General features: G+C 46.1%; 19 protein-coding genes. 6 read left to right on the top strand and 13 right to left on the bottom strand.

Features of this window, described 5'->3' with window-relative positions:
* Positions 1 to 186: 186 nt before the first annotated feature.
* Positions 187 to 1,092 (bottom strand): EF-P lysine aminoacylase EpmA, encoded by a 906-nt coding sequence (epmA, locus tag LO777_RS00445; RefSeq protein WP_228855632.1) that lies wholly within the window; start codon positions 1,090 to 1,092, stop codon positions 187 to 189.
* Between the two features lie 5 nt (positions 1,093 to 1,097).
* Positions 1,098 to 1,661: an elongation factor P gene (efp, locus tag LO777_RS00440; RefSeq protein WP_228855631.1), complete on the bottom strand. Its 564-nt coding sequence runs from the start codon at positions 1,659 to 1,661 to the stop codon at positions 1,098 to 1,100.
* 421 nt (positions 1,662 to 2,082) lie between these two features.
* Here efp and LO777_RS00435 point away from each other — a divergent pair, with 421 nt between their 5' ends.
* From LO777_RS00435 to LO777_RS00420, 4 genes are all read left to right on the top strand, one after another.
* A complete protein-coding gene (locus LO777_RS00435) occupies positions 2,083 to 2,580 on the top strand; it encodes a metallophosphoesterase family protein (RefSeq protein ID WP_228855630.1) in 498 nt (165 codons plus the stop codon).
* Positions 2,581 to 2,586: 6 nt separating this feature from the next.
* Complete coding sequence (locus LO777_RS00430; RefSeq protein ID WP_228855629.1) at positions 2,587 to 3,099, top strand: HIT family protein; 513 nt, start codon at positions 2,587 to 2,589, stop codon at positions 3,097 to 3,099.
* Positions 3,080 to 5,752, top strand: a complete 2,673-nt coding sequence (gene mutS / locus LO777_RS00425; protein ID WP_228855628.1) for a DNA mismatch repair protein MutS — start codon at positions 3,080 to 3,082, stop codon at positions 5,750 to 5,752. The genes LO777_RS00430 and mutS overlap by 20 nt, the downstream gene beginning before the upstream one ends.
* Positions 5,753 to 6,236: 484 nt before the next feature.
* Positions 6,237 to 7,793, top strand: a complete 1,557-nt coding sequence (locus LO777_RS00420; RefSeq protein WP_228855627.1) for an N-acetylmuramoyl-L-alanine amidase — start codon at positions 6,237 to 6,239, stop codon at positions 7,791 to 7,793.
* A 156-nt stretch (positions 7,794 to 7,949) separates the two neighbouring features.
* Here the strand turns inward: LO777_RS00420 and LO777_RS00415 are convergent, their stop codons facing one another.
* From LO777_RS00415 to acs, 10 genes are all read right to left on the bottom strand, one after another.
* Positions 7,950 to 8,363, bottom strand: a complete 414-nt coding sequence (locus LO777_RS00415) for a F0F1 ATP synthase subunit epsilon (protein ID WP_228855626.1) — start codon at positions 8,361 to 8,363, stop codon at positions 7,950 to 7,952.
* Positions 8,364 to 8,393: 30 nt separating this feature from the next.
* On the bottom strand, positions 8,394 to 9,809 hold the full coding sequence (atpD, locus tag LO777_RS00410; protein WP_228855625.1) for a F0F1 ATP synthase subunit beta: 1,416 nt from the start codon (positions 9,807 to 9,809) through the stop codon (positions 8,394 to 8,396).
* Between the two features lie 49 nt (positions 9,810 to 9,858).
* Positions 9,859 to 10,728 (bottom strand): ATP synthase F1 subunit gamma, encoded by an 870-nt coding sequence (gene atpG / locus LO777_RS00405; RefSeq protein WP_228855624.1) that lies wholly within the window; start codon positions 10,726 to 10,728, stop codon positions 9,859 to 9,861.
* Between the two features lie 105 nt (positions 10,729 to 10,833).
* A complete protein-coding gene (gene atpA, locus LO777_RS00400; protein ID WP_228855623.1) occupies positions 10,834 to 12,357 on the bottom strand; it encodes a F0F1 ATP synthase subunit alpha in 1,524 nt (507 codons plus the stop codon).
* Positions 12,358 to 12,903: a F0F1 ATP synthase subunit delta gene (locus LO777_RS00395; RefSeq protein ID WP_228855622.1), complete on the bottom strand. Its 546-nt coding sequence runs from the start codon at positions 12,901 to 12,903 to the stop codon at positions 12,358 to 12,360.
* Complete coding sequence (locus LO777_RS00390) at positions 12,900 to 13,601, bottom strand: F0F1 ATP synthase subunit B family protein (RefSeq protein ID WP_228855621.1); 702 nt, start codon at positions 13,599 to 13,601, stop codon at positions 12,900 to 12,902. The genes LO777_RS00395 and LO777_RS00390 overlap by 4 nt, the downstream gene beginning before the upstream one ends.
* 1 nt (position 13,602) lies before the next feature.
* Positions 13,603 to 14,028 carry an ATP synthase F0 subunit B gene (locus tag LO777_RS00385; protein ID WP_228855620.1) on the bottom strand — a complete coding sequence of 142 codons (426 nt, stop codon included), beginning with the start codon at positions 14,026 to 14,028 and terminating at the stop codon, positions 13,603 to 13,605.
* 365 nt (positions 14,029 to 14,393) lie between these two features.
* Positions 14,394 to 17,045 carry an alanine--tRNA ligase gene (gene alaS / locus LO777_RS00380; protein ID WP_228855619.1) on the bottom strand — a complete coding sequence of 884 codons (2,652 nt, stop codon included), beginning with the start codon at positions 17,043 to 17,045 and terminating at the stop codon, positions 14,394 to 14,396.
* 187 nt (positions 17,046 to 17,232) lie between these two features.
* Complete coding sequence (locus LO777_RS00375; RefSeq protein WP_228855618.1) at positions 17,233 to 17,802, bottom strand: isochorismatase family protein; 570 nt, start codon at positions 17,800 to 17,802, stop codon at positions 17,233 to 17,235.
* A gap of 138 nt (positions 17,803 to 17,940) precedes the next feature.
* Positions 17,941 to 19,896: an acetate--CoA ligase gene (acs, locus tag LO777_RS00370; protein ID WP_407929092.1), complete on the bottom strand. Its 1,956-nt coding sequence runs from the start codon at positions 19,894 to 19,896 to the stop codon at positions 17,941 to 17,943.
* Between the two features lie 420 nt (positions 19,897 to 20,316).
* Here acs and LO777_RS00365 point away from each other — a divergent pair, with 420 nt between their 5' ends.
* Entirely contained in the window at positions 20,317 to 20,604 is a 288-nt protein-coding gene (locus tag LO777_RS00365) for an ArsR/SmtB family transcription factor (RefSeq protein ID WP_228855616.1), read from the top strand.
* A gap of 69 nt (positions 20,605 to 20,673) precedes the next feature.
* Positions 20,674 to 20,886: a YgaP family membrane protein gene (locus LO777_RS00360; protein ID WP_228855615.1), complete on the top strand. Its 213-nt coding sequence runs from the start codon at positions 20,674 to 20,676 to the stop codon at positions 20,884 to 20,886.
* A 74-nt stretch (positions 20,887 to 20,960) separates the two neighbouring features.
* On the opposite strand, the gene LO777_RS00355 is transcribed toward LO777_RS00360, so the two are convergent.
* On the bottom strand, positions 20,961 to 25,256 hold the full coding sequence (locus LO777_RS00355; protein WP_228855614.1) for a PEP/pyruvate-binding domain-containing protein: 4,296 nt from the start codon (positions 25,254 to 25,256) through the stop codon (positions 20,961 to 20,963).
* Between the last annotated feature and the right edge of the window lie 12 nt (positions 25,257 to 25,268).

Below are 25,268 nucleotides of genomic sequence, written 5' to 3'. Positions count from 1 at the left end.
TCAAAATCGAAGATTTTTCGAAAAAACACCACAGGCATCTAGTTGATATTCCGAGGATATTTTTTGGACAAATCTGAAGAGTTTGGGTGAAAGGACATTCTTGGACAGCCTCCTGTGACAGGAATTTCCCATGCTCAATGTTATTCTTTTTCCGGAATTCGTGACTATTATGAGGTTTTATTTTTTTTAAAAATCACAAGGATGGAATGAAACGGCCTCAGAAACATGTCCTTTTCCTGACAACAACATGTACAGCCTGTCAACACCGAGAGCGATGCCGGCGGCTCTTCCCAGATTTTCAAGATCCGCCAGAAAACGTTCAGGCATTTTCATCACTCTTCCATCAAACTTCCGGATCAATTCCAACTCATGCTCGAATCTTTTCCTCTGCTCAGTCACATCGGTAAGCTCCGAAAAACCGTTAGCAAATTCAATTCCTTCAATATAGAGTTCAAAACGCTCGACAATTTCCGGATTACTCTCACTCTTTTTTGCCAATGTTCCCAGCTCAAGGGGATAATCATACAGAAATGTCGGTGTCCCGATTCCCAGCATCGGCTCTACACACTCTACCAGCACTTCATCAAAACGGCTGTTACTTAAAGCCTCAGACAGGCTGATGGGTGAAAACTGCTCAAAAGCCTCCGCAACACTTAAACGCTGCCAATCCTGAGAAAAATCAATCTTTTTCAGCACAGTCTCCGGGATACCTGAAGAAACAGGAAAATGAGTCTGGAGAAAACGCAATAACTCCCGGCAGTCAACCATCAGATCATGATAATCTGCATCCAGTCGATACCACTCAAGCAAAGTGAACTCTTCCAGATGCAGTCTGCCTGATTCCTCTTTGCGAAAACAGGGGCAGATCTGAAAAATGTTGCCACTGCCGGCCGCCAGCAGTCTCTTCATACAGAGCTCAGGGGAAGTCTGGAGAAACCAACCATCCGAACCCACGGGTGTGATTGTATTTTCGGGTATCAAAACAGGCTGACGCACAGGAGTATCAACCTCAAGAAACCCACGTTCATAAAAAAAAGTTCTGAGAAGACGAAACAGAGTATTCCGCTGGTGTAACCCGGTACGGTCCAGCATTATATCTACTCTTTTACCCTGGTCACGTACTGGCCGGTACGCGTATCAATCTGAATTTTATCACCCTCTTCCACAAATGGTGGGACATTGAGCTGATAGCCTGTCTCCACAGTAACAGGTTTTGTGTCGGTTCCTGATGTATCACCTTTTGCCCAGGGGTCTGCTTTGGTTACTTCCAGGTTGACAAAGATTGGCAGGCTGGCATCGATTGGTTTTGAATCAAAAAAGAGGACATCGAGCTCCATGTTATCAACAAGGTAATTGACATTATCTCCAAGCTGTTCCCTTGTGATAAAAAGCTGTTCATAATTTTCCGTGTCCATAAAATGATACTCATCCCCCTGACTGTACAGAAACTGCATTTTCCGCTCTTCAAGGTCAGCTTTTTCAAATTTATCATTGGAACGATATGTCTTCACAAGCTGGTTTCCGGAAATCATGTTTCTCATTTTACATCTGTACAACGCCTGCCCCTTGCCGGGTTTTGAAAATTCAAAATCTATTATGATATAAGGGCTTCCATCTATCTGTAGCTTCAAACCTTTTCGTAAATCAGAGGCATTATACATCTCATATCTCCATAATGAGTTTTCTTTTTTCTTTTCTGAATCAGTTTCCAAGAGTACCTTACCGACCTGTCTGAACCATTGACATGGAAGACATGGACTCATCGCAATATTACAGTATACCTGCCTTTCATTTCATTGCGCAAGAACTAACCTGCATCTCAAGGTGAATTAACAGTAAGCCGTTTCATATGAAATCAGATTTTTTTGAGTGCTTACTCAGCCCTGCCGGTTATAATACTTACTGAATCTTTGATAATTTCGCATACCTGCTATCTGTATTCGTCACGATTTTGTAATCTTTCCTCAAGTAACATGCTGATAATAAAATTAAAATATTCAACATGGCTATTACAGGAAAAATCACCATTGAACGCTTACTGATTCAGAGATGCCTCAGGGAAAAAAATTACAGACAACATCCATGGTATCAACAACAATTGGAATCCTTTCCGACACCCATCTTTCTCAAATGACGAAAGAATTTAAAAAACACTGTGCAGCTGCCTTCAATGGTTGCGACAGTATCATCCACGCCGGAGATCTCACTGATCTTTCGATTTTTTCCGCTTTTCCAGGAAAAACCATCTACGGTGTGCATGGCAATATGTGCAACATGGCAGTACACCAATACCTTCCTGAAAGACAAGAAGTGACAATCGAAGGGTTTTCTATTGGAATCTGCCATGGTTACGGCCCCCGTCATAATATTGAGGAAAGAATGCTTGATCTTTTTCCAGGTGTGGACTGCATCGTATATGGGCATACCCATCAACCGGTCTGTCACCTCATCGGCAAAACTCTCATCATAAATCCCGGCAGTTTTCAGTCGACCGGAAGATATGGTGCACCTGGCACATATGGTCGTTTGATCATTGACTCAAACGGTCTGCACGGGTCAATCCTTGAACTCCCGCAATAAAAAACTATGAAAACCCTGTGGACCCCTTGGCGCATGGACCATGTGACAGGCAAAATCCAAAAAGAGAAAGGATGTCTCTTTGAGCCTGAAACCAGGTATTCCAGTGATAAATCCTGCCTGCTCCTTACACGGACAAAAGATACCATCGTTCTCCTCAACCGTTTTCCCTATGCCAACGGTCATCTTCTGGTTGCCCCGGCGAGGCATGTACCCTGCATCACTGAACTGACCTTCCCTGAAAATGCTCAACTCATGGAAATGATAAAACAGGCAGCCATCATACTCAAAAAAAATCTCACGCCCGATGGCCTCAATATTGGATGTAATATTGGAGCGACTGCAGGGGCCGGTATTGCAGATCATCTGCATTATCACATAGTACCCAGATGGGATGGAGACCATAATTTCATGACGGTTCTGGGGGACATACGAACTATTCCGGAACATATTGAAGTCACCTTCGACAAACTGCTCCCTGATTTTAAAAAAATAAACACAAATGAAAACCGTTACAAATAAAGCAAAACTCACTCCCATGCTGAGGCAATACCTTGAGATCAAGGAGCAGCACCGGGACACTATTCTCTTCTACCGTATGGGCGATTTTTATGAAATGTTCTTCGACGATGCGATAGAAGCTTCAAAAATCCTTGGAATAACCCTGACATCGAGAAACAAAAAGAGCGATACAGTCCAGGTACCCATGTGCGGTATCCCCTATCATGCCTTGCAGACTTACCTGGCCAAGCTTGTCAGGAAAGGTCGTCGCATAGCCATATGTGAGCAGGTGGAAGATCCGGCCCAGGCAAAAGGGATCGTTAAACGCGAAGTCGTCCGTATCATTTCTCCGGGAATTATTTCTGACAATCAACTTCTGGATGATAAAAGCAATAATTATATCTGCTCCATTGTTGCAAAAACCTCCGGTGAAACAATACATTATGGCCTCGGTTTTCTTGACGTCAGCACAGGTGAGTTTCTTGTAGGTGAATTCAGGGAGAGTGGTTATGGGGATGTGATTGACCAGATTTCACGCCTGACTCCAACTGAAATTCTGATCAATATCAAGAATAAAGAAGATATTGAATCTCTCATGCAGAGTATTGAAACCCAGTTTCCATCCATCTGCATTACAGAAAGAGAACCGGATCTTTACCAGTTTTCCTCCAGCCGTGAACTGCTGCTGGAGCATTTCGGTACCGTCACTCTGGATGGCTTTGGCTGTGGTCATTTTACTGTTGCTGTTATCGCTGCCGGTACATTGCTTGATTATGTTCGCGAAACACAAAAAACCTCAGTAGACCATATAGAGAAGCTGACCCCCCTTGATACCGAAACAATCCTGCAGATAGATGACTCTTCAAGACGTAATCTGGAACTGACCCAGACAATCATTGGAGGCGAGCGCCAGGGTTCTCTGCTTTCTGTCATTGATCAGACATGCACACCCATGGGAGCCAGGCTGATGAAAAATAACCTGCTCTTTCCATTACAGGATGTTCAACGGATCAATAATCGTCTCGATTCTGTAACTTTCTTTTTCAAAAACAGTGGCCTGCGAAAAAAGGTCAGAGATCTTCTCGATCAGGTATATGATCTTGAGAGACTGAACAGCAGAATGATTCTGGGAACAGGTAACGCAAGGGATCTTATGGCCATGAAGCACTCTCTTGCACGTCTTCCTGAGCTGCACACTCTCCTCAGTCAATGCGACACCACCAGGCTTATAGAACTGCATTCAGGTTTTGATACATTGAAAGATCTTCATGATCTGCTGGAAAAGGCCATACACCCCGATCCCCCTGTCACACTTCGTGAAGGGAATATCATCCGTGAAGGTTTCAACGAAGAACTGGATGAACTGATATCGATTCTGAGAGACGGCAAAAAAATGATACTCGGCCTTGAAGCAAAAGAGCGTGAAGCCACAGGTATTGCCAAACTGAAAATCGGTTTCAACAAAGTCTTCGGTTATTATATCGAAGTGAGCAAGATTCATGCGGACCGGGTACCCCAGTCCTATATTCGCAAACAGACCCTGGTCAACGCCGAAAGATTTATTACTCCAGAGCTGAAAGAATTTGAGAACAAGGTCATTGGTGCCCAGGATCGTCGTGTAGAACTGGAATACCAACTCTTCTGTACTATCCGGGAACATTTCGTCAGTTGCAGCAGTCGTATTCTCGCAACAGCCAGAATGCTTGCACAAATTGATTTTCTTGCGGCAAACGCTGAAACCGCGCAAATCTTTAATTACCGAAGACCAAAGGTAAACCGTGGAGACAGTATAGAAGTAATTGAGGGTCGCCATCCAGTGATTGAACGATCACTGGGCTCAGGTCAATTTGTGCCCAATGATATCACCCTGGATCAGACGCAAGATGAAGTTCTCATCATTACCGGACCCAACATGGCCGGAAAATCAACTATCCTCCGACAAACTGCTCTCATTGTACTTATGGCACAGATGGGGTCTTACGTCCCCGCCGAAAAAGCTGTTATCGGTATCGTCGATCGTATTTTCACCAGGGTAGGTGCCATGGATGACCTCCGGCGAGGTCAGTCAACATTTATGGTCGAAATGAGTGAGACAGCAAATATTCTTAATAATGCCACCGAACGAAGTCTTGTCGTTCTCGATGAAATTGGAAGGGGTACTTCTACCTACGACGGTCTCTCTATTGCGTGGGCTGTTGCTGAAGAACTTGTCAATAAAAACGGCAAGGGAGTAAAAACACTTTTTGCCACTCACTACCATGAACTGATTGCCCTGGCCAGGACCCACGAACGTGTCCAGAATTTTTCCATCAAAGTCAGGGAATGGCGAAACACTATTCTTTTTCTCCACAAACTGACCCGGGGAGGCACTAATCGCAGCTACGGAATCCAGGTAGCTTCCCTTGCCGGTGTACCCGATCACGTGGTCAAACGCGCCGAAAAAATCCTCATTGAAATCGAAAAAGATAATCTGAACAGTAATACAAGTCCAAGCACTTGTGATAATTCGCGGAAAAACAGAAAAAAACACCCGGATCAACTCTCCCTTTTTCCCCCTCCTGGGAACCATCTGCTTGACTTCCTGAAAACTGTCAATCCGGACGAAGTTTCTCCAAAACAAGCTATTGATATTCTTTATAAAATAAAACAACTTGCTGGCAACGAACTTTCATGAGAAGATTGTTTTTTTCTGAAAATCAATCCTGTCTTCAAGGCAGTTTGAGAGGATTTTTCATGCAAAAACAGCGTATTACTTTGCCTTCCTTTTTTCTTTCCTGTATAGTATAGGAATTACAAGAAAACTTTCCGGACCCCCTGTGCTTACTTGATATTTGACTGATGGCGTTTGCAAGACAAGGACATTTTCATCCCATGTACTCTCGTATTCCCCGCATCGTTTCCATGCTCATGCTCCTTGTATTCTCCTTCTTTCCCTCCCCTGTGACAGCTGCAGATACCGCATCCACAGCAACTTCAATTCAAAAGAGATATGATCAGGCCAAATTTTATTTTAACGAACTGCAGACAAGTAAATCACTCTCGTCTTCCCGGGAAAACTGGCTGAAAGGAACGCGAAACTTCCGACGTATTTACCTCTCGAGTCCAAAGTCACATCTTGCCCCGCCTGCCTGTTCATGCTTGGACGGATATATTCCCACATGTATGAAAGATTTTCCAAAGGGATAGACCTTGAAGAATCCATATCCTACTATAAAGATACATCAAGACTCTTTTCCCAGCACAGACTTGCTGATGATGCACTCTACGCTCTTGGCAACATCTTTCTCAAGAAGAAAAATGATCCAAAAAAAGCGGCCTATTATCTGGGAAAAATTGTAACAGATTATCCTAACGGCGACATGCACCCCGAAGCGGCCAACATGCTGAAACTGCTGTCTAAGGATTTTGCCATTCCTCTGCCGAAAATCATGGTAACCTCCTCGAGGCTTAACAATCTTAAATATGTCCTCCCCGTCAAATACTGGTCCTCTGATAACTATACAAGAGTTGTTATCATGGCATCCGGCCCGGTCACCTATAAAGATGTCCTACTCGAAGCCGTTGATGATAAACCCCGACGCCTCTATCTAGATTTTCAGCAGAGCTATATCGAACCCCAGTATCGTGCACCTGTTCCAATCGAAGACGGACTGCTGCGGCGAATACGAACAGGTCAGTTCACAACTGACACCGTCAGGGTTGTACTGGATATTGAATCTATCGGCAGCTATAAGATCTTCAGCCTTCCTGACCCGTTCCGGGTTGTTATTGATGTCCGTGGAGAAACTCAAAAAAGTGAACAGCAGGTCGCCGGAATTCAAGCAAAAACAGAAAAGAACATAATTATACAAGAACAGAATGATAATAAAGACCCTGATATTGTAATCCTGCGTGACAATAAAAAAATTGCCTTTAAACCAAAAAAGACCAATGAGCCAGGACAAAAAGCAACTGTAACAGTCACTTCCTCCATGTCACCATTTTCTCTCGCCCAGCAGCTCGGCCTTGGTGTCAGGAAAATTGTTCTGGACCCAGGGCATGGCGGAAAAGATCCCGGAGCAATTGCCAACGGTTTGAAGGAAAAAGATATTGTCCTTGATATCGCCAAAAGGCTCGTTCCCATCCTGCAGAGAGATCTTGGTTGTGAAGTCATACTTACACGCTCGGATGACACTTTTATTCCCCTGGAAGAACGTACAGCTATCGCTAATACCCAGGGAGCTGATCTCTTTATCTCCCTGCATATAAATGCTCATCCTTCCCCGAAGGTGCGAGGAGTCGAAACCTACTACCTCAATCTCAGCACCAATGCTGAAGCCATGCGCGTTGCAGCCAGAGAAAATGCCACCTCGACTCACCAGATGAGTGACCTACAGGACATCCTGTCGGATATTCTGCAAAACTCCAAAATAAACGAATCATCCCGTCTGGCCCAGCAGGTACACCAGTCAATTCTCAGCCAAGCCCAACCAAACGGCCATCAGTATGAGAGGATCAAAAACCTCGGGGTAAAACAGGCTCCTTTTTATGTTTTAATCGGCGCGCAGATGCCAGCTATCCTGCTTGAAGTCGCTTTTATAAGCAACAAAAAAGATGCGGAAAACCTACAGAATCCAAAATTCATTGATATGATCACCCGGGAAATTTCAACAGGTATCAAATCGTATGTCAATGCCACTTCCGCCCAGCTCCGCCTGGGTTCACTGACTGAATAAAAATATTACTCAATTGTAAAACTATTTTTTTATTTTAGTTATGACTTGTCAAACAACCCGAGAAATGAGTCTATTAATCGTTTTCATTCGAGATCAAGACAAAAAAAAAGGCCGCTCCGTCCAGGAGCGGCCTTAAAAACTATATGAAATCTTCTGTTACAAACTTTTTGCAACTTTCAAACGATTTACAGCTCTTTGCAGGGCAACTTCTGCCCGTCTTCTGTTAAAATCTTCAATATCTCGACCATCGTCAGCAAGTCGCTTCTCTGCCCTTTCCTTTGCGCGCATTGCCCTTTCGACATCAATCTCTTCGCCAAATTCGGCACTCTCTACAAGGAAGGTAGCCTTGTTATTAGACACCTCACAAAATCCCCCACTTACCATGAGGGATTTTCTTTCCTTGCCATTCTCATAGGTAAGAGTACCAATTTTGATAGTCGACAGAAAAGGCGCATGATTCGCCAGAACTCCGAAGTCACCTCCAAATCCAGGAGCATTAACAATATCAACATCCTCGTTGACCTTTGCTCCATCCGGGGTTACGACTTCCAATCTTATCTGTTGTGCCATCGAATTGTCCTCTCTAGCTGAAAAATATGCTTATTCGTTGGACTGAGCGTCTTTGGCAACAGCCTCATCAATAGTACCTACCATATAGAATGAGTTTTCATTAAGATCATCGTGCTTGCCGTCAAGAATTTCCTTAAATCCCTGAACAGTATCGGCAACCTTAACAAATTTTCCAGGTATACCCGTGAAAACCTCTGCTACGGTAAATGGCTGGGACAGGAATCTCTGGATCTTACGGGCTCTGGCAACAACCACCTGATCCTCTTCCGAGAGCTCGTCCATACCAAGAATGGCAATAATATCCTGAAGATCCTTATATTTCTGCAGGGTAACCTGAACACCACGTGCTGTCTGGTAATGCTCTTCCCCTATAACATTGGGATCAAGAATTCTGGATGTGGAGTCAAGCGGGTCAACCGCCGGATAAATACCAAGTTCCGAAATCTGACGGGAAAGAACAACCGTACCGTCAAGGTGAGCAAATGTCGTCGCCGGGGCCGGATCCGTCAAGTCATCAGCCGGGACGTAAACACATTGTACGGCAGTAATGGACCCTTTGGTCGTGGAAGTAATTCGTTCCTGCAGTGCACCGAGGTCCGTAGCCAGCGTTGGCTGATACCCAACCGCTGAAGGAATACGACCAAGCAGAGCAGAAACCTCTGAACCAGCCTGGGTAAACCTGAAGATATTATCTACGAAAAAGAGCACGTCCTGGCCTTCTTCATCACGGAAATATTCAGCAGCAGTCAGCCCTGTCAGAGCGACACGGGCACGCGCTCCCGGAGGTTCCGTCATCTGACCGTATACCAGTGCGGCCTTCGGCAGAACACCGGATTCCTTCATCTCGTTATACAAATCGTTTCCTTCACGTGTTCTCTCACCAACCCCACAGAAAACAGAAATACCACCATGATGCATGGCGATATTATTTACCATCTCCATCATGATAACGGTTTTACCACAACCGGCACCGCCAAAGAGTCCCATCTTACCACCAAGCGGAAAGGGAACCAGCAGGTCAATAACCTTGATACCAGTCTCAAGAACCCGCACCTCAGTGTCCTGCTCGGTAAATGCAGGAGCTTCCCTGTGAATGGGCATGGTTTTTTCGGATGATATATCACCCAGACCATCAACAGGACGACCAACCACGTTCATAATCCTGCCAAGAGACGCCTCTCCGACCGGTATTGTGATCGGCAGACCGGAATCTCTGACTTCCATTCCACGGGTCAGACCATCGGTCTGGTCCATGGCGATGCAACGACATACATTGTCCCCAAGATGCTGGGCAACCTCAATAACCAGGTTGTCAGGAGTATCATCAATACCGGGATTACTGACCATACAGGCATTCATGATTTCCGGCAGATTACCGGGCTCAAATTCAACGTCTACTACAGGTCCGATAACCTGTATAATTTTTCCAGTTCTTTGTTCACTCATTGGGCCTTACCCCTCCTCAAAGTCTTAAAATCATCTCAATGATAGTTTATTATTTCAGGGCTTCCGCACCACCAACAATATCCATAAGCTCATTTGTTACTGCAGCCTGACGGGCCTTATTGTAAATAACAGTCAGATTACTGACGATATCCTTACATGCGTTGGTGGCATTATCCATTGCCGTCATCCGTGCGGCGTGCTCACTGGCACCTACCTCCAGCATGGCATGGTAAATGATGACGTTAAGATAAAGAGGTTGCAGTGTATCCATGATTTCCTCCGAGGAAGGTTCATAGATGTAGTCACCTGAAAGCTTCTTCTCGTCTTCTCCATCGCTCTCGACAGGCTGGACGGGAAGAAATGGAACAGCAACCGGACTCTGGACAGCAACGGATTTGAATTCGCCGAAAACAATTTCGACCTTGTCCGATTCACCTGCCAGAAATTTTTCGGCCAGATCAGTAGCAATTTCCCGTGCATTAAACATCTGGAAATTTGCCATGATGTCATTGTAATTTTTCCTGACTTTTCCGGTTTTTCTGAGTAATTGAAATCCTTTTTTTCCTACACATACCAGGCTCACTTCCTTTCCCTCAGCCTCGTATCCTGCAACCATTTTTTCTACACGTTTAACGATGTTTGCATTGTAGGAACCACATAATCCTCGATCAGAGGTGATAACAACCAGTTCGACCTTTTTTACATCTCGATTTTCCATCAGGGGGAACGCATCGCTGTTTGCTCCACCGGACAGATTCGACATGGCGTCATTGAACTTTGAAGTATAGGGCCGGAACGCCTCCATCTTCTCCTGAGCGCCGCGCAGTTTAGCCGCGGCGACCATGTTCATGGCTTTGGTGATCTGGGATGTCTTTTTTACACCGGTGATCTTCGTTTTAACTTCTTTTAAACTCGGCATATTTAGACCTATCTGTTTATTCTGAAAATCATCAACCTGAAAAATAACTGTTTTCAGGCGAGACTTTCATTTTCCGTTTTGGCAAGCCTGTCTCACCCGAATATCTCAGTTAAGACCTTTGCTCGCTTTGAACGTTTCACCAAAGCTGTTCAACACCTTATCAAGTTTTTCCTTGATACCGTCAGTAAACTGCTCTTCTGCAACGAGATCAGTAAAAATACCTGGTTCATTAGACTCTATATAGCTGTACAATTCCTTTTCGTAATCAGCAAGAGTATCCACAGGGAGCGAATCAAGAAAGCCATTAGCTCCCGCATAAATAATAGTTACCTGCTTTTCCATGGGTAGTGGCTGGTACTGTGGCTGTTTCAGAATCTCCACAAGGCGTTCTCCCCTGGTCAGTTTTGCCTGGGTTGCAGCATCCAGGTCGGACCCAAATGCAGCAAACGCCGCCAGTTCACGATACTGGGCAAGATCAAGACGGAGTGTACCTGCAACCTGTTTCATCGCCTTCACCTGGGCTGCACCACCTACACGGGAAACTGAAAGACCGACATTAATTGCCGGACGGACACCAGAGAAAAACAGGTTCGGTTCAAGATAAACCTGACCGTCTGTAATGGAAATAACGTTTGTCGGAATAAATGCGGAAACATCTCCTGCCTGGGTTTCAATAATCGGCAGTGCAGTCAGGGAACCGGCACCAAGTTCATCATTTACTTTTGCGGCCCTTTCGAGGAGTCTTGAATGGTTAAAGAAAATATCTCCAGGATAGGCTTCACGTCCGGGAGGACGCCTGAGAAGAAGAGAAAGTTCGCGATAGGCAACAGCCTGTTTTGAAAGGTCATCGTAAATTATCAGAGCATGCTGACCATTGTCGCGGAAATACTCACCCATGGAACAACCTGCAAAAGGTGCAATATATTGCATCGGCGCAGGATCTGAGGCACAGGCGGAAACGACTGTTGTATACTCCATGGCACCGTGCTTTCTCAGAGCTTCCACAACGAGGGCAACCGTTGATTTTTTCTGCCCGACAGCCACGTAAATACAGTGGACATCAGTATTTTTCTGAGCAATGATGGCATCAACACAAAGAGCAGTCTTTCCAATCTGGCGGTCTCCAATAATTAGCTCACGCTGTCCTCTTCCCACCGGAGTCATGGCATCAACTGCCTTCGCGCCGGTATAACAGGGTTCATGGACACCCTTTCTGGCAATAACACCGGGGGCAAGAACCTCTATTTTGGAGGAGAGTTCCGAGTTAATCGGTCCCTGTCCGTCAATCGGCTGGCCGATTCCGTCCACAACCCGACCTTCCATGGCAGGACCGACTGGAACCTCTGCAATCCTGCCGGTTCTTTTGACAATATCACCTTCCTTGATCCCGGAAACGTTTCCCAGAACGGCACAACCGACATTGTCAGCTTCCAGGTTGAGGGCAAGGCCCATAATGCCACCCGGAAACTCTAGAAGCTCCATGGCCATACAATTTTTCACACCGTAGACACGGGCGATACCATCACCTACCGAGATAACGGTACCAGTCTCGTTAAGGTCAATACTGGTTTCGTACTCCCCTATCTGGTCTTTAATAATTTGACTGATTTCTTCGGCTTTGATCTGCATCTATTCTCTCCCCTTAATGGAATCTTTTAAACCTGCAAGCTGGGTTTTGATGGAACCATCCAAGACCAGGTCTCCTACCTTGGCAATTATACCGCCGATGATCGAAGGATCCACAGTAATGGACAACTCAACCTTCTTGCCTGTTAACTTTTCTAATGTAGCCTGAACACTTTCACGTAATTCATCACTCAATTCTACCGCTGAGATAACACTGCCGTGGCTGATGTTTTTTTCCTCATCGACCATGGTACTGTACTCTTCCGCTATCTCAGGCAGAATCCCGGCGCGTTTTTTCTGAACTAAGAGGCTCAGGAAATTTCCCATTACGGAATCGACTTCCATTGAGCCGATCATGCCGACCATTACTTTTTCCCTGACATCCAGAGGATAAAGCGGATTTGTCAACGCATCCACAACTTCAGGATTCGTTGCAAACAGCCCGGCAAGTCCATTGAGCACTTCATTGTACTCTTCGAACTTCCCCTGTTCCTGTCCTACCGTGAAAATTGCCTTGGCGTATCGCCGTGCGAGGATTGTCTGTTTCACTGTACGGCCCCCACTTTAGCTAGATAGTCTTCAATAATCTTGACCTGATCATCGTCGGTAAGATTCTTCACAATAAGCTCTTCAGCCATTACAGCAGCCTGCTCAGCGACCTCATCCTTTAACAGTCGCCTTGCCTCTGTAATTTCGTTCTGAATCGCCATTTCAGCGGCACGTTTGATATCATCGGCAGCCTGCTCAGCCTTTTCAATAATCTTCTTCTTTTCAATTTCGGCCTGGGCCACCGCCCGTTCTACAACTGTATCGATTTCCGATTCAACATTGGCAAGTTTCGCCTGAAAATCGTTATATGATTTTTCGGCGTCCACCCTCTTCTTCTGCAGATCCTCAATCTCGTCCTTGATCTGCTTCTGCCTTGCAGCCAGACCGGATCCAATCGGTTTCGCACCGAACTTGACCAGAATAATCAAAAGGGCAATAAAATTGACGACCCTCCACCCAAGATCTTTGAGCTTGACGGCAGAAAGACTCGAACTGTGGGCTTCTCCACCTGCAGTTTCATGACCCTCCGCAGCAACCGCGGCCTCACCATGACCGGTTCCGTCCGTTACCACGGCATGACTGTCGGCAGCTGGCGCATGCGCCTCTACCGAAGCAAAAGCGGTACCCAGGGACAAGGCAAACCAAAGTGCCAACGTAGCCAGGCTTAGCATCCCGACAAAGTTTTTCACTCCTCTCATATTAGAGACTCCTCCCCAGAATTTTACCTGCCATTTCCGTTGCAAACCCTTCAAGCCCTGCATGCAACTCTTTTCTGGCTCTTTCAACCTGCGACCTGATTTCAGCAAGTTTTTCCTCCCTGCCCTCATCAGCTTCCGCCTTGATAGCCGCCAGCTTTTCATTCCCTGCAGCCTGTGCCTCAGCCCTGGCTGAATCCAGAGCAGCTTTCGCCTTTCCGGATGCCTTTGCCATTTTCGCATCGACCTCTTCCTGCCTGAGTTTCGCATTTTTTTCAAAATCCGAAATCTCATTCTGCATTCCCTGCAGTTTTTCAGATCGCTCTCTGAGGATTTTCTTTACAGGCTTGTAAAGAACCCCGTTGAGCAGAAACATGAGAACAACCATGTTAACAATCTGAATTACCAAGGTAATATCCATCGTAATCATGTTGATCGCTCCTGATTAACTTAGATAATAAAAAAAACTTAACATTCATCCAGCGATGAATGATGACCGCGACACGCTTACAGCTTTATAAGGAATTGAAAACAGACGGGAACTCTCTCCCGAACACGCCTTCAAATATCAGTCAACTGTCAAAAAGCACCAAAAAACAGGCAGAAATCATAAAAGAACTCGACACAGCAAGCTACACTTCACCCGATTTCACACCCGGAGAAAGAATGAACACTCATTCATAATAGCAAAAAATTCTTACTGTAAATATGCGACTCTGTCAACTTATTTATGTATCTCACACTCCCATACAGAAACGCATATTTACACCCCGGCAATAAAAAATTCCGGTCAGACTATTTCCCCTTCATTATTTTTTCCACAACAGCAGGAACCGATGCAATGGCCTCGTTCAATCTGTCAACCATAGGACCACCTGCCTGAGCCATGTCGGGTCGGCCGCCACCTTTTCCGCCCACGATTTTTGCGACCCGATTGACCAGTTCTCCGGCTTTCACTTTACCGGTAAGATCCTTGCTGACAATAGCCAAAAGTGCTGCCTTACCACCATTATCACCACCCAGCAGGGCAATCCCGGAACCCATATTATCCCTGATCTTATCTCCCACCTCTCTCAGTGTCCTGGGGTTATCAAGGGGTATTTTTGCCGCCACCACCTGAATCCCGGCAACAGTCATTGCGTCTGCAAGGATCGAATGCAGGTCTGAACTGGCAAGACGTGTGGACAGGTCTGCAATTTTCTTTTCCTGGCTCTTATTGGTTTTCAACAATGTCTTCACTTTTGTCACAACCTCATCAGCTGTGGCGTTCAGCAGAGTGCAGACTTCTCTTTCCCTTCCGCAGACACTCTGGATATGATCAAAGGCCCTGCTCCCTGCCAGGGCCTCAATCCTCCGTACTCCTGCAGCAATACCTCCTTCAGAAAGGATCTTGAACAACCCGATTTCTCCTGAATAAGCCACATGCGTGCCACCACAAAGCTCCTTGCTGAAATCGGCCATGGAAACCACTCTCACTGCATCCTCGTATTTTTCCCCGAAAAGAGCAGTAGCCCCGTCTCTGATAGCCTCATCCCTGTCAAGAATCTGCGTTGTCACCTGGCAGTTTTCCCGTATCTTTTCATTGACAAGCTGTTCAATTGCTTCAATTTCCTTTTCTTCAAGCGGTGAAAAATGAGTGAAATCAAAACGCAGTCTGTCAGGCCCCACTAATGATCCCGCCTGTTTGACATGATCACCCAATACTTCCCTGAGAGCCGCCTGCAGGAGGTGAGTGGCTGAATGGTGAGCTGCGGTGGCCTGGCGCTTATCTGGATCCACCATTATTTCGACCATATCCCCTTCCCTGAGCACACCTTTTTCAATGGATACCTTATGGAGAATTATATTATCTCCTTCAGAAAGGGTCGACTCCACCACACCCTGACCATTTTTCCAGATAATTCTACCACTGTCGCCCACCTGGCCTCCAGCCTCTGCATAACAGGGAGTTTCTTCCACAAACAGTCGTCCGGACACCCCTTCGCCCAGTTCCGAAACCCTGGCACCATTGCTGTCAAGCAATCCACCGACTTTTGACTCCAGAGACAGTGTCGCATATCCTTTAAATGCCGCTTTTAAATCATCGGCTGCAAGGGCCTTGACACCTTCATCAAACAGTCTGACACCTTCATCTTTTCTTGACTGTCTCGATTTTTCTCTCTGGTTCTCCATAGCGTTAAGGAACCCGGCCTCATCAAATTCAAATCCTCTTTCCAGGGCAATATCCCGCACGATATCAAAGGGAAAACCAAAGGTATCGTAGAGTTTGAAAATAAAATCACCCTGGATGCATTTCTGGCCCACGCTGCCAAGACGATCGATTTCTTCATCAAGAAGAGCAAGACCATGCTCCAGCGTTTCCCTGAATCGGTCTTCCTCATTACTCACCACCTTGGAGAGAAGTGAGCCTGCATCCCCGAGATGGGGATAGGCTTCAATCATCTGGCTGACAACCACCCTGCAGACGGCATCCATAAATGGTTTTTCAAGACCGAGATGCTTTCCATACCGTACGGCCCGACGCATAATTCTTCGAAGAACATAACCACGGCCTTCGTTTGACGGCAACACCCCATCGGCAACCAGGAACGTGGTCGCCCTTGCATGGTCAGCAATGACCCGCATGGCTGTGTCGTCCTGTCTGTTCATGCTGTATCCTTTTCCGGACAGGGTTTCGAGTTCTGAAATAATCGGAGCAAAAAGATCCGAATCGTAGTTATTGAATTTCCCCTGGAGAACTGCCGCAACCCTCTCCAGTCCCATACCGGTATCAATACTTGGTTTGGGCAATGGTGTCATTGTCCCGTCTTCAGAACGGTTGAACTGCATGAATACCAGGTTCCACAGCTCGAGAAAACGGTCACAGTCACAGCCAAGCGCGCAATCCTCTCGTCCGCAACCCGCTTCCACCCCCTGATCAATATGAATTTCGGAACAGGGACCACAGGGACCGGTATCACCCATTGCCCAGAAATTTTCCTCTTCACCCATTCTGACGATCCGGCCTTCCGGCAGATCCTCTATCTTTTCCCACAGCTCATAAGCCTCATCATCATCTTCAAAAATCGAAACCCAGAGCTTTTCACGGGGCAAGCCCAAATCCACTGTCAGAAATTTCCAGGCAAAATGAATGGCTTCTTCTTTGAAGTAGTCACCAAAAGAAAAATTCCCGAGCATTTCAAAAAATGTGTGGTGCCTTGCTGTATACCCAACATTCTCAAGGTCGTTATGCTTACCGCCGGCACGGACACAGCGCTGACTTGTGGCTGCACGGACATAATCACGCTTGTCTTCACCCATAAAAACCATTTTAAACTGCACCATACCCGCATTGGTAAACAGCAGGGTGGGATCATCTTTGGGGACCAGCGAGGAGCTTTCCACTACCTCATGGTTGCTCTCTTTAAAATACTCCAGGAACTTTTTTCTTATTTCATTTCCATTCATGATAAAATCGCTCAAAAATAGTTATATCTTAATAATTACTCTCTTTCTCTCTCAAAACCTGCAAAGCTGAACCAAATGGCTCAGCCATTTATGCCCTCTGGGCGCAACAAACAATGAAAATCCGATTGCAAAAGCAGCACCTTTCTGGTGGAATTTTCAGAAAAACGGGAAACAGACAAGTCCGAACTTACCCCCTTTTGATAATATGGGGAAGTACTTCCTTGAATTTTGGAGTTCCAGCCTTACCAAGCAATTCATAAATCAGCATTTCAGCAGGCCCCACAACACCTCCAAGGCTTTTGATACGATCAAGCCCCTGAAGATGCATAAACTCTGATCTGGAAGAAACTCCATCGGAAACAACCCACACGGAAAATCCCCGGTCGAGCAGTCCCATCGCTGTCTGGTATATACAGATATGGGTTTCCACTCCAACCAGGATCATTGTATTCACCGTTGCAGGCAAATCCTCTATGAACTTTGCCGTCTCTTTATTTTCCAGACCACAAAACTCCACCTTGTCAAATACAGGTAACCCGCTGACCAGGGATTCAACCGAAGCCACATAGGGTCCAAGACCTTTTTTATACTGGGTATTACCAAAAATCGGTATTTCGAGGATCCTGGCGCATTCAATCATAAAACCGGTTGTTGCAGCCACCTGGTTCGCACCATCTATTTTTGCCATAAGACTTTCCTGGACATCAATTATCTGCAGGCAGCAGTTTTCCGGTACAAGAAATGTCCTTTCTTTCATTCCCGAATCCTCCCATCATTGTTGTGTTTTGACGATAATCCGCCACAAAATCCAGGCCAGGTTTCAATAAACTCCTTTCTTTATTGAGATTCAAGGGGGCGCTCTAGAAAAGTGAAGAAAATGTGGAAAAAAGTCGACCTAAGGTGAAGATCTTTTTTTTCCTTCAATCAGATCTGTGATCACGGAAGGATCCGCGAGGGTCGATATATCACCGAAATGATGAAAATCATTTGAGGCGATTTTTCTGAGCAGTCTTCTCATGATTTTACCGCTCCTGGTTTTCGGCAATGCAGAAACGTATTGTATCGTGGAGTGAGTTGCAATTGGCCCTATCGTTTCTTGAACATATTGCCGGAGTTCTCCAAGCAACCCGGGGGTTTGTTCAACATTTTTTCCAACCGTGACAAAGGCATAAATCTTCTGGCCTTTCAGGGAATCAGCAATCCCGACAACAGCAGCTTCAGCAACACTCCGATGGGCTGTCAGTACCGACTCTATTTCAGCAGTTCCCAGCCGATGACCTGATATAATGATCACATCATCAAGACGACCGGTGATCTGAAAAACATTCTCCCCGCTTCTGCGCGCAGAGTCTCCGGTATCGTACACCCCCGGATATGAAGAGAAATACATTTTTTGCACACGCCCCCCATCCCCAAGGACGGCTTTTAACATACCTGGCCACGGCTTTCTTATGACTAGCCGTCCGCTTTCCCCCGGAACTGTTTCCCTGCCACTTTCTGTAAAGACTGCTGCATCAATACCGGGTAGAGGCCTGGAACATCCTCCCGGACCACATAACTCCGGGTGAACCAGAGGGGCGAGCATGATGCCGCCGGTTTCTGTCTGCCACCATGTATCAATCACTGGAAGCTTTGAGTGGCCGATTTCCTTAAAATACCAGTTCCATTCCCCCGGATTTATCGGCTCCCCAACGGAGCCAAGAAACCTCAATGACGACAGATCATACCTGCCCGCCAGACCTGCCCCGAAATGCATCAGGGCCCGTATTGCTGCGGGAGCGGTATACAATACGGTTACTCCGAATTTTTCCACAATCCGCCAATACCTGTCAGGTTCCGGATATAGAGGAAGTCCTTCGTAAATCAATATGGTCGCACCAGCTCCCAATGGTCCATACACAGAATAGGAATGTCCAGTTATCCAACCGATATCGGCAGTACACCAGTGAATATCATTCTCACTGAAGTGGAAAACTGTCCTGCATGTATGGAGAACATATGTCAAATATCCGCCACAGGAATGCAGTACACCTTTAGGTTTTCCCGTGGACCCGGAAGTATACAGCATGAAGAGCGTATCCCCTGCATCCATTTCTACTGGTTCACAATATCTCCCTATTCCCTCCCGGGCCATTTCCTCATGCCACCAGCTGTCCCTCCCAGGCACCATTGAAATCTCTTTTTCGCTTCGTCGTACAACGATACAGTTCCTGATTGATTGGCATTCATCAAGAGGCCCATCAGCATTAGGTTTCAAGGGAATTATCCGCCCACCGCGGGCGACTGTATCTGCAGTTACAAAAACCTTCGAACCGCAATCCTTAATCCTGTTCTTCAACGCGGTTGAGGAAAATCCACAGAATATCACCGAATGAACAGCGCCTATTCTCGCACAGGCAAGCATGGCAATAACGAGTTCCGGAATCATGGGCAGATAAATGGATACACAATCCCCCTTTTTTATCCCTTTGTCTTTGAGCACATTGGCAAACCTGCATGTTTCCGTCAACAGCATCTGATATGTATAAACTTTTACTTCATCATCATTTTCACCCTGCCAGATGAGAGCCGCCTGATTACGACAACCTTTTTCAAGGTGCCGGTCCAGGCAATTACTGGATACATTGAGCCTGCCGCCGGAAAACCAGGAAACCTCCCTCCTGTTAAAATCACCTTGAAGCACTTCATCCCATTTCCTTGCCCAACTGACCAGAGTTTCCGCCCGTTCAGCCCAGAATGCTTCAGGATTTTCAAGAGACAAATCGTATACTTTTTTATATTTTGAAAGACAGCTGTCGGAAGAAGGAGAGGATGATTCCTGATTATTCTTTTTTTTCATCAGGTTATTCATGGCACAGGTTGAAAAAACAACTCAGCATAGTCTGAGTGTTGCACCCGCATTATTCAGGTATCCGTTGGATTACGCAACACTTTCTTCAAAAAAGAGAGCCTACACCAGCCTCGCCCGATTTAGCAAGAATTATTTATTATTTATATCAACATTACTTATTCCGAATTTTCCTGAAAAAAACTATTTCATTAATCACTACATTGTATATAATCCTCAGGTTGAAACGGTAACATACCGGAGCGAAATAAAAACCTTCTTGCAATACTGCACATTTCAGCAGTATTTTCTACCAATGAACGGTAGGAACTTAACATTCGCCCGGCTCTTTCTCCTTTTTCCATATCTACCTAGAATTTAGACTTTACAAATATCAAACAACTATTAAATTAAATGATGTAATACTTTACCCAGGGAGGAAAAATGCAAGACGAACAAATTGATGCAATGTCTAAACTCCTCAAGTCCATGTCGCACCCTATTCGGTTGAAAATTCTCTGCCTGCTCCAGGACAGGGAGCTGTCGGTGGGGGAAATCAGGGATCAGGTGAAAACCACAAACGCCAATGTTTCGCAGCATTTAAACATACTTCGAAGCCAGGGCATTATCGATTTTCGTAAAGACGCGAATTTCATTTACAACAAGATTACGGACAAAAGAATTCTGGAGCTTATCCAGAAAATGAGAACACTCTTCTGTCCCAATTTTTAATGCATGGCCCGTGAAAATAGAACTCTGCGCGGGAAAGCATGCCGATATATTATGCTAATGAGGTAAGAAATGATTATTACGGATTGGGTTCACACCATTGCAGGTTTTTTTATTCTTCTCAGCCTCTCCCTTGGAGTTGATGCCAGCCCGATTTTCATGAGCAAATACTGGCTGTTTTTCACAGCGTTTGTAGGGCTGAATCTTTTCCAGTTCGGCTTTACAAAATTTTGCCCGCTGGCTTTAATCTTAAAGGCTCTTGGCGTACCTGAGAACAGATCATAATAGTTATCGACGGTTGCAGATCGCCGGCAAAACAGGGCAGTTTTTCCAGCAGGTATCTCTGTTTTGCCGGATTTTTAAATTGGAAGAATATGATATTCCTCAACAGCGCGGTGCATGCCTTCAAGGACCTGTCCGGTTCTGCCATCGATTGATATCGGATCTCCGAACCTGATCTTCAGGCCGGCAATCTCACAGTACTGCTCAACTTCATATACCTGCAGACTGCGACAACCAACTACACACGTTTTTCCCAGGCGTACTGCCACTACAGACGCATGGGAAGTCTGCCCACCCCTGGAAGTCAGCAGACCATCCGCCAGACTGACAACCTTTATATCTTCCGGTACAGTATCCTGCCTGATAAGAATAAGTGGTACCTCGGGATTATTCTCACGCAGTTCCCTGATATTTTCCTCCGTAAAGACAGCCAGGCCGGAAAGCGCTGATCCTGAAACTCCAACACCCTGCCCAAGGTGTGCCTTCTTCAGTTCAGGAGTTTCCACAAAGACATTGAGATGTTCCTTTTTCTTGATTGTGATCATATCCCTGGTCTGAAGAAGATACAGGTTTTCGGGTTCCGGTCCTTCGAAGGTAAATTCAATTTCCTGGGGATTCCATCTCTTGTTGTAAACAAGATCCCTGGATATTTCGAGAAGCTCCTTATAAATTTCAGGAAAACGCCTCTCCAGGGTTTCCTCAACCGAACGCCCGTCAAGCTCGGCCTGTTCAATGGAAATAGCACAGCTTGTCACCAGGCCGGAAACAATATCCTCCCCCTGGTCACCATAGGCATAATCTCCCCAGAGGGCGACCCGCTGCACTTTGCGATAGGGATGAGCTGTAAAAACTACTCCGGATCCGGCATTTTCACTCTTGTTGCCAAAAACCATGGCCTGAACAATCACCGCCGTTCCCCATGAATCAGAAACATCCATAATTCTCCGGTATTCCATAGCCTTATGGGTTTCCCAGGAATCAAGTACCAGTTCAATAGCGTTCACAAGCTGCAGCCAGGGATCATCGGGGATCCCGATACCACGCTGGCGGATCAGTTTCTGATAGGAAAGTGCCAGTTCCTTCATTTGTTCCTTTGAGAAATGACGTTTCAGGGTGACATTATGCCGGGCCTTGGCCTCATCCATCAGGACCTGAAAATCCTCTCTTTTCATTCCGGAAATCATGGCCCAGGACTGGAGAAAGCGCCTGTAATTATCCCAGGCCAGGTAGGCATTACCATTCTGGGCAATACACTCCTCAATAAGTTCCTCGTTATAGCCAATATTATGCACCGTAGCCATCATCCCGGGCATGGAAATCGCACCGCCGGAACGAACGGAAAGAAGCAATGGTGCCTCCGGTGAACCAAAAATTTTACCTGCCCGCTCTTCAATTTCATTAAGTGAATTACGAATACGTTTCATAAATTCACCACGGGTCCGGGAATACCCAAAGACAATTTCCCGGCACCTGAAAATTTCAGTTGTAATGACAAAGGCGGGAGGAACCGGCTTCTTCTCCACGGTCAGAGTTGCCAGGTTAAATCCCTTGTTTCCCAGGTGAATCAGGTTATTGGTAAACGGATTGAGATCATGGAGTGGCGACAATCCCCTGTCCGGGTTATAGGTCATCAGCAGATCGAGCTTTTTTTCGTCCAGCAGATCTTTCTGACTTTCAAGGGTCTGCAAAATACGGAGAATAAAATTATCAAGGTGCTGCAGACCAAAGGTGGAGGAAATCAACTCCCGAAAAAAGAGCTCGGACACTCGCTGCACCGTACCGGTCATATCCTCTTCATCATAGAGATTCCGATACTTGTTCAGCAAATTTTCAGGATCAATTTGGGGAATGATAATTGACAGATTATTCTGATGGATATTGGTATAAAAGGCATACATGATATCTTTTACACCCTCCGACATGCCCCGGAAAATATCAAGATACTGGGTATAGGAAAAGCGCGGAACCTTCAAGGAATTTTTCAGCAATGCAAGGGATGTGGAAAGACGGCGGGAGGTGATACCGTCAATTTCCAGAGCCTGCAGGTACAGCTTGATACAGCGAACGATATTATAGAAAGTTGCCTGGGTAATAATCGATAGATTCACGGTTTCCGGCAATTTTTCCAGGTAAAGATTAGCAAGGTTCTCCAGGCGGAAGGTAAGACTTAGCGCGTCAAATTTCTTTTCCCTGTACCGCCCGTAAACAGAAGGAATATCCACGGCAATATGCCTTTTGTAGTAGATATCTTCCCTGGCCTCAAATTTTTCCTCAGACAGGATAATCTTCTTTAATCCCTCCAGGGTGGAAAGAAGTGCTTCAAGACACTGTTCAGTATCGGCATGCTCAAGCTCATCGAGGAGTTGTTCTATCTCGGGAAATCCCTCATTGGCAGCCCGGTTCAGTTCAGTTCGAAGTTGTTGAAAGCCAAGATTATATTTCCTGTGCAGCAGCTTATACATCCGCACAAGAAGAGCAAACCTGCGAACCTCTTTTTTATCCAAATCCTCCTGGCAGGCAAGAAATTCATCTATGGCCGTCTCATCCTCCAGCAGGATATCTTCAACCTCTCTGATTTTCTTTTCACGCCAGAACCGCTCACTGAGGATATGCTGGTTATCAATAAATCGACCGGAAGTCTTTACCTGGGAATAAACCTCCTCCGGCAGGTAGGGTGACAGGACAACCTTATTCTTTGTTTTCCAGAACAGAAAAATTGCCTGAATGAAATCGACGATCAGGTTTGAACTCTCCACATGCCCCTGCTTCCGCAGGAAATGAATGAGAATATCCTTGCGCTTGTGCAGTTCATCAAGCTCAGTGGAAACATCACGCAGTTCACCCTCCGAACCTATCTCGTTGAAAAACACCGGCATCAGCTTGGTGAACTGCTTGGCAAGATTATATATCGGTTCAATGGGGTGATTGAGCAGTTCCGTTATGTCCCGCTGAAAAAGATCAGTATCCTTGATACAGGTTCCAGTCAGTTTCAGGTGCATGATCAGGGCGGAAAACAGGGTGGAACACCATTTCGGTTCCCGCATGATCAGATGGAGCCAGACCCGTATATTGGCAAGATGGGCAGGATTTGACAGGGGCTGCCAGTTTTCATCGACACCAACCACATTGGCATGTTGAAAACCAAAGCGCACAACTCCCCAGAGAAAGGCTTCCACCATACGGCTGTTTCCCCGATCGAAAACCTCTCCGCCCAGTACCTGAATACACTGCAGGGAGGTATGGGGATATTTTTTGACATTGGCCTTGAGGAGCTTGAATGTTGTGAGGAGAAACTCCTCAATTTCCTCAAAACTCTGTTGTCTGATGAGCTGAACCAGGCTGCGGTTGATCTCCCGAAGCGTCTCTTCATGGATCAGGTAAAGTCCCCGGGTATCCATAATTTTGAAGAGAAAAAGCAGCTTTCTGTTCTCATTAAAAAACGGCATGTGATTCTCACCCAACCCGTCAAGGCGCCGCAGTTCATCTTCAGCCGCTGCAAGTTTTCCCGGCATTGATCTGTAGTATTTCACAATATCCACATGGGCAGGCAACTCCAGGAGCAGTTTCAATTCCGCCAGCCCATCTCCTTCCACCTCTAAAAATTCAAGGATCGCCAGATGTTCCTTCATGGTTTCATGGGAGATGGGAATAAAAAGGCGGGTGAGACGTGAATCTTTTTCTGCAATGGCACAACGGGTCAGAAACCAGTCCAGAGGATCATCCTCCTGAAGCCAATACGTGTAACAGCGACGGAAGACCCGGCGGATCAGCTCCACCAGCGGCAGGAAATCATAACTGTCATGACGGATTTCCACCATCTGCAACAATCGTTTTGCGATTCTGGCCACCGGGTACTGTCCATGAACAATATGCATCATTACAGGCCCGTCTTCCGTATCATAAGCTGCCAATCGACGAAATATCCTGTTAATGACAGGCCCCAGAGCCTCAAGGCCTGCGATGTCCGTAGCCTCAATCATCTTGTCGACCCAGACAAGCAGACCACCAATGGCCTGGGTCAACAGAACAGAATCGCGACGGGTATCCAAAATCGCATCAAAAAACAGATCCGCAAAGAGATTCAGACAATCCTGCCCTTTTGCATGGGAAACATAATGCTTGAAATTTTTCAGGACAAAACTGCGTAACTGGGGCAGGATAATTCTCCAGTTACGAAAAGGGTGACATATTTCATAAAGCAGTTTTTCCAGGGTGGAATGAAGCCCCTTGAAATCCTCAACAACCTCCAGCAGGACAAGGAGTTCGGAATCAATCTCCACCCGCCCCGCCGTTTCAAGCAGATTGGCTTTGAGTGCATCCGATTCTATGACACCATCCGTATTTTTTAAGCTTATGCTTGTTTCCGCAGCCATTATGCTCCCGGG

Origin of the sequence: Desulfomarina profundi, assembly GCF_019703855.1 — a bacterium.
Taxonomy (GTDB): Bacteria; Desulfobacterota; Desulfobulbia; order Desulfobulbales; family Desulfocapsaceae; genus Desulfomarina; species Desulfomarina profundi.
Note: the sequence above shows the minus strand (reverse complement) of the source record. Positions and strands in the feature narration are given on the sequence as shown.

What these genes read in the sequence shown, in the direction of transcription:
- epmA (WP_228855632.1), bottom strand. Translation starts at nt 1,092, where the DNA reads ATGCTGGACCGTACCGGGTTACACCAGCGGAATACTCTGTTTCGTCTT.
- efp (WP_228855631.1), bottom strand. Translation starts at nt 1,661, where the DNA reads ATGTATAATGCCTCTGATTTACGAAAAGGTTTGAAGCTACAGATAGAT.
- LO777_RS00435 (WP_228855630.1), top strand. Translation starts at nt 2,083, where the DNA reads ATGGTATCAACAACAATTGGAATCCTTTCCGACACCCATCTTTCTCAA.
- LO777_RS00430 (WP_228855629.1), top strand. Translation starts at nt 2,587, where the DNA reads ATGAAAACCCTGTGGACCCCTTGGCGCATGGACCATGTGACAGGCAAA.
- mutS (WP_228855628.1), top strand. Translation starts at nt 3,080, where the DNA reads ATGAAAACCGTTACAAATAAAGCAAAACTCACTCCCATGCTGAGGCAA.
- LO777_RS00420 (WP_228855627.1), top strand. Translation starts at nt 6,237, where the DNA reads ATGTATGAAAGATTTTCCAAAGGGATAGACCTTGAAGAATCCATATCC.
- LO777_RS00415 (WP_228855626.1), bottom strand. Translation starts at nt 8,363, where the DNA reads ATGGCACAACAGATAAGATTGGAAGTCGTAACCCCGGATGGAGCAAAG.
- atpD (WP_228855625.1), bottom strand. Translation starts at nt 9,809, where the DNA reads ATGAGTGAACAAAGAACTGGAAAAATTATACAGGTTATCGGACCTGTA.
- atpG (WP_228855624.1), bottom strand. Translation starts at nt 10,728, where the DNA reads ATGCCGAGTTTAAAAGAAGTTAAAACGAAGATCACCGGTGTAAAAAAG.
- atpA (WP_228855623.1), bottom strand. Translation starts at nt 12,357, where the DNA reads ATGCAGATCAAAGCCGAAGAAATCAGTCAAATTATTAAAGACCAGATA.
- LO777_RS00390 (WP_228855621.1), bottom strand. Translation starts at nt 13,601, where the DNA reads ATGAGAGGAGTGAAAAACTTTGTCGGGATGCTAAGCCTGGCTACGTTG.
- LO777_RS00385 (WP_228855620.1), bottom strand. Translation starts at nt 14,028, where the DNA reads ATGATTACGATGGATATTACCTTGGTAATTCAGATTGTTAACATGGTT.
- alaS (WP_228855619.1), bottom strand. Translation starts at nt 17,045, where the DNA reads ATGAATGGAAATGAAATAAGAAAAAAGTTCCTGGAGTATTTTAAAGAG.
- LO777_RS00375 (WP_228855618.1), bottom strand. Translation starts at nt 17,802, where the DNA reads ATGAAAGAAAGGACATTTCTTGTACCGGAAAACTGCTGCCTGCAGATA.
- acs (WP_407929092.1), bottom strand. Translation starts at nt 19,896, where the DNA reads ATGAATAACCTGATGAAAAAAAAGAATAATCAGGAATCATCCTCTCCT.
- LO777_RS00365 (WP_228855616.1), top strand. Translation starts at nt 20,317, where the DNA reads ATGCAAGACGAACAAATTGATGCAATGTCTAAACTCCTCAAGTCCATG.
- LO777_RS00360 (WP_228855615.1), top strand. Translation starts at nt 20,674, where the DNA reads ATGATTATTACGGATTGGGTTCACACCATTGCAGGTTTTTTTATTCTT.
- LO777_RS00355 (WP_228855614.1), bottom strand. Translation starts at nt 25,256, where the DNA reads ATGGCTGCGGAAACAAGCATAAGCTTAAAAAATACGGATGGTGTCATA.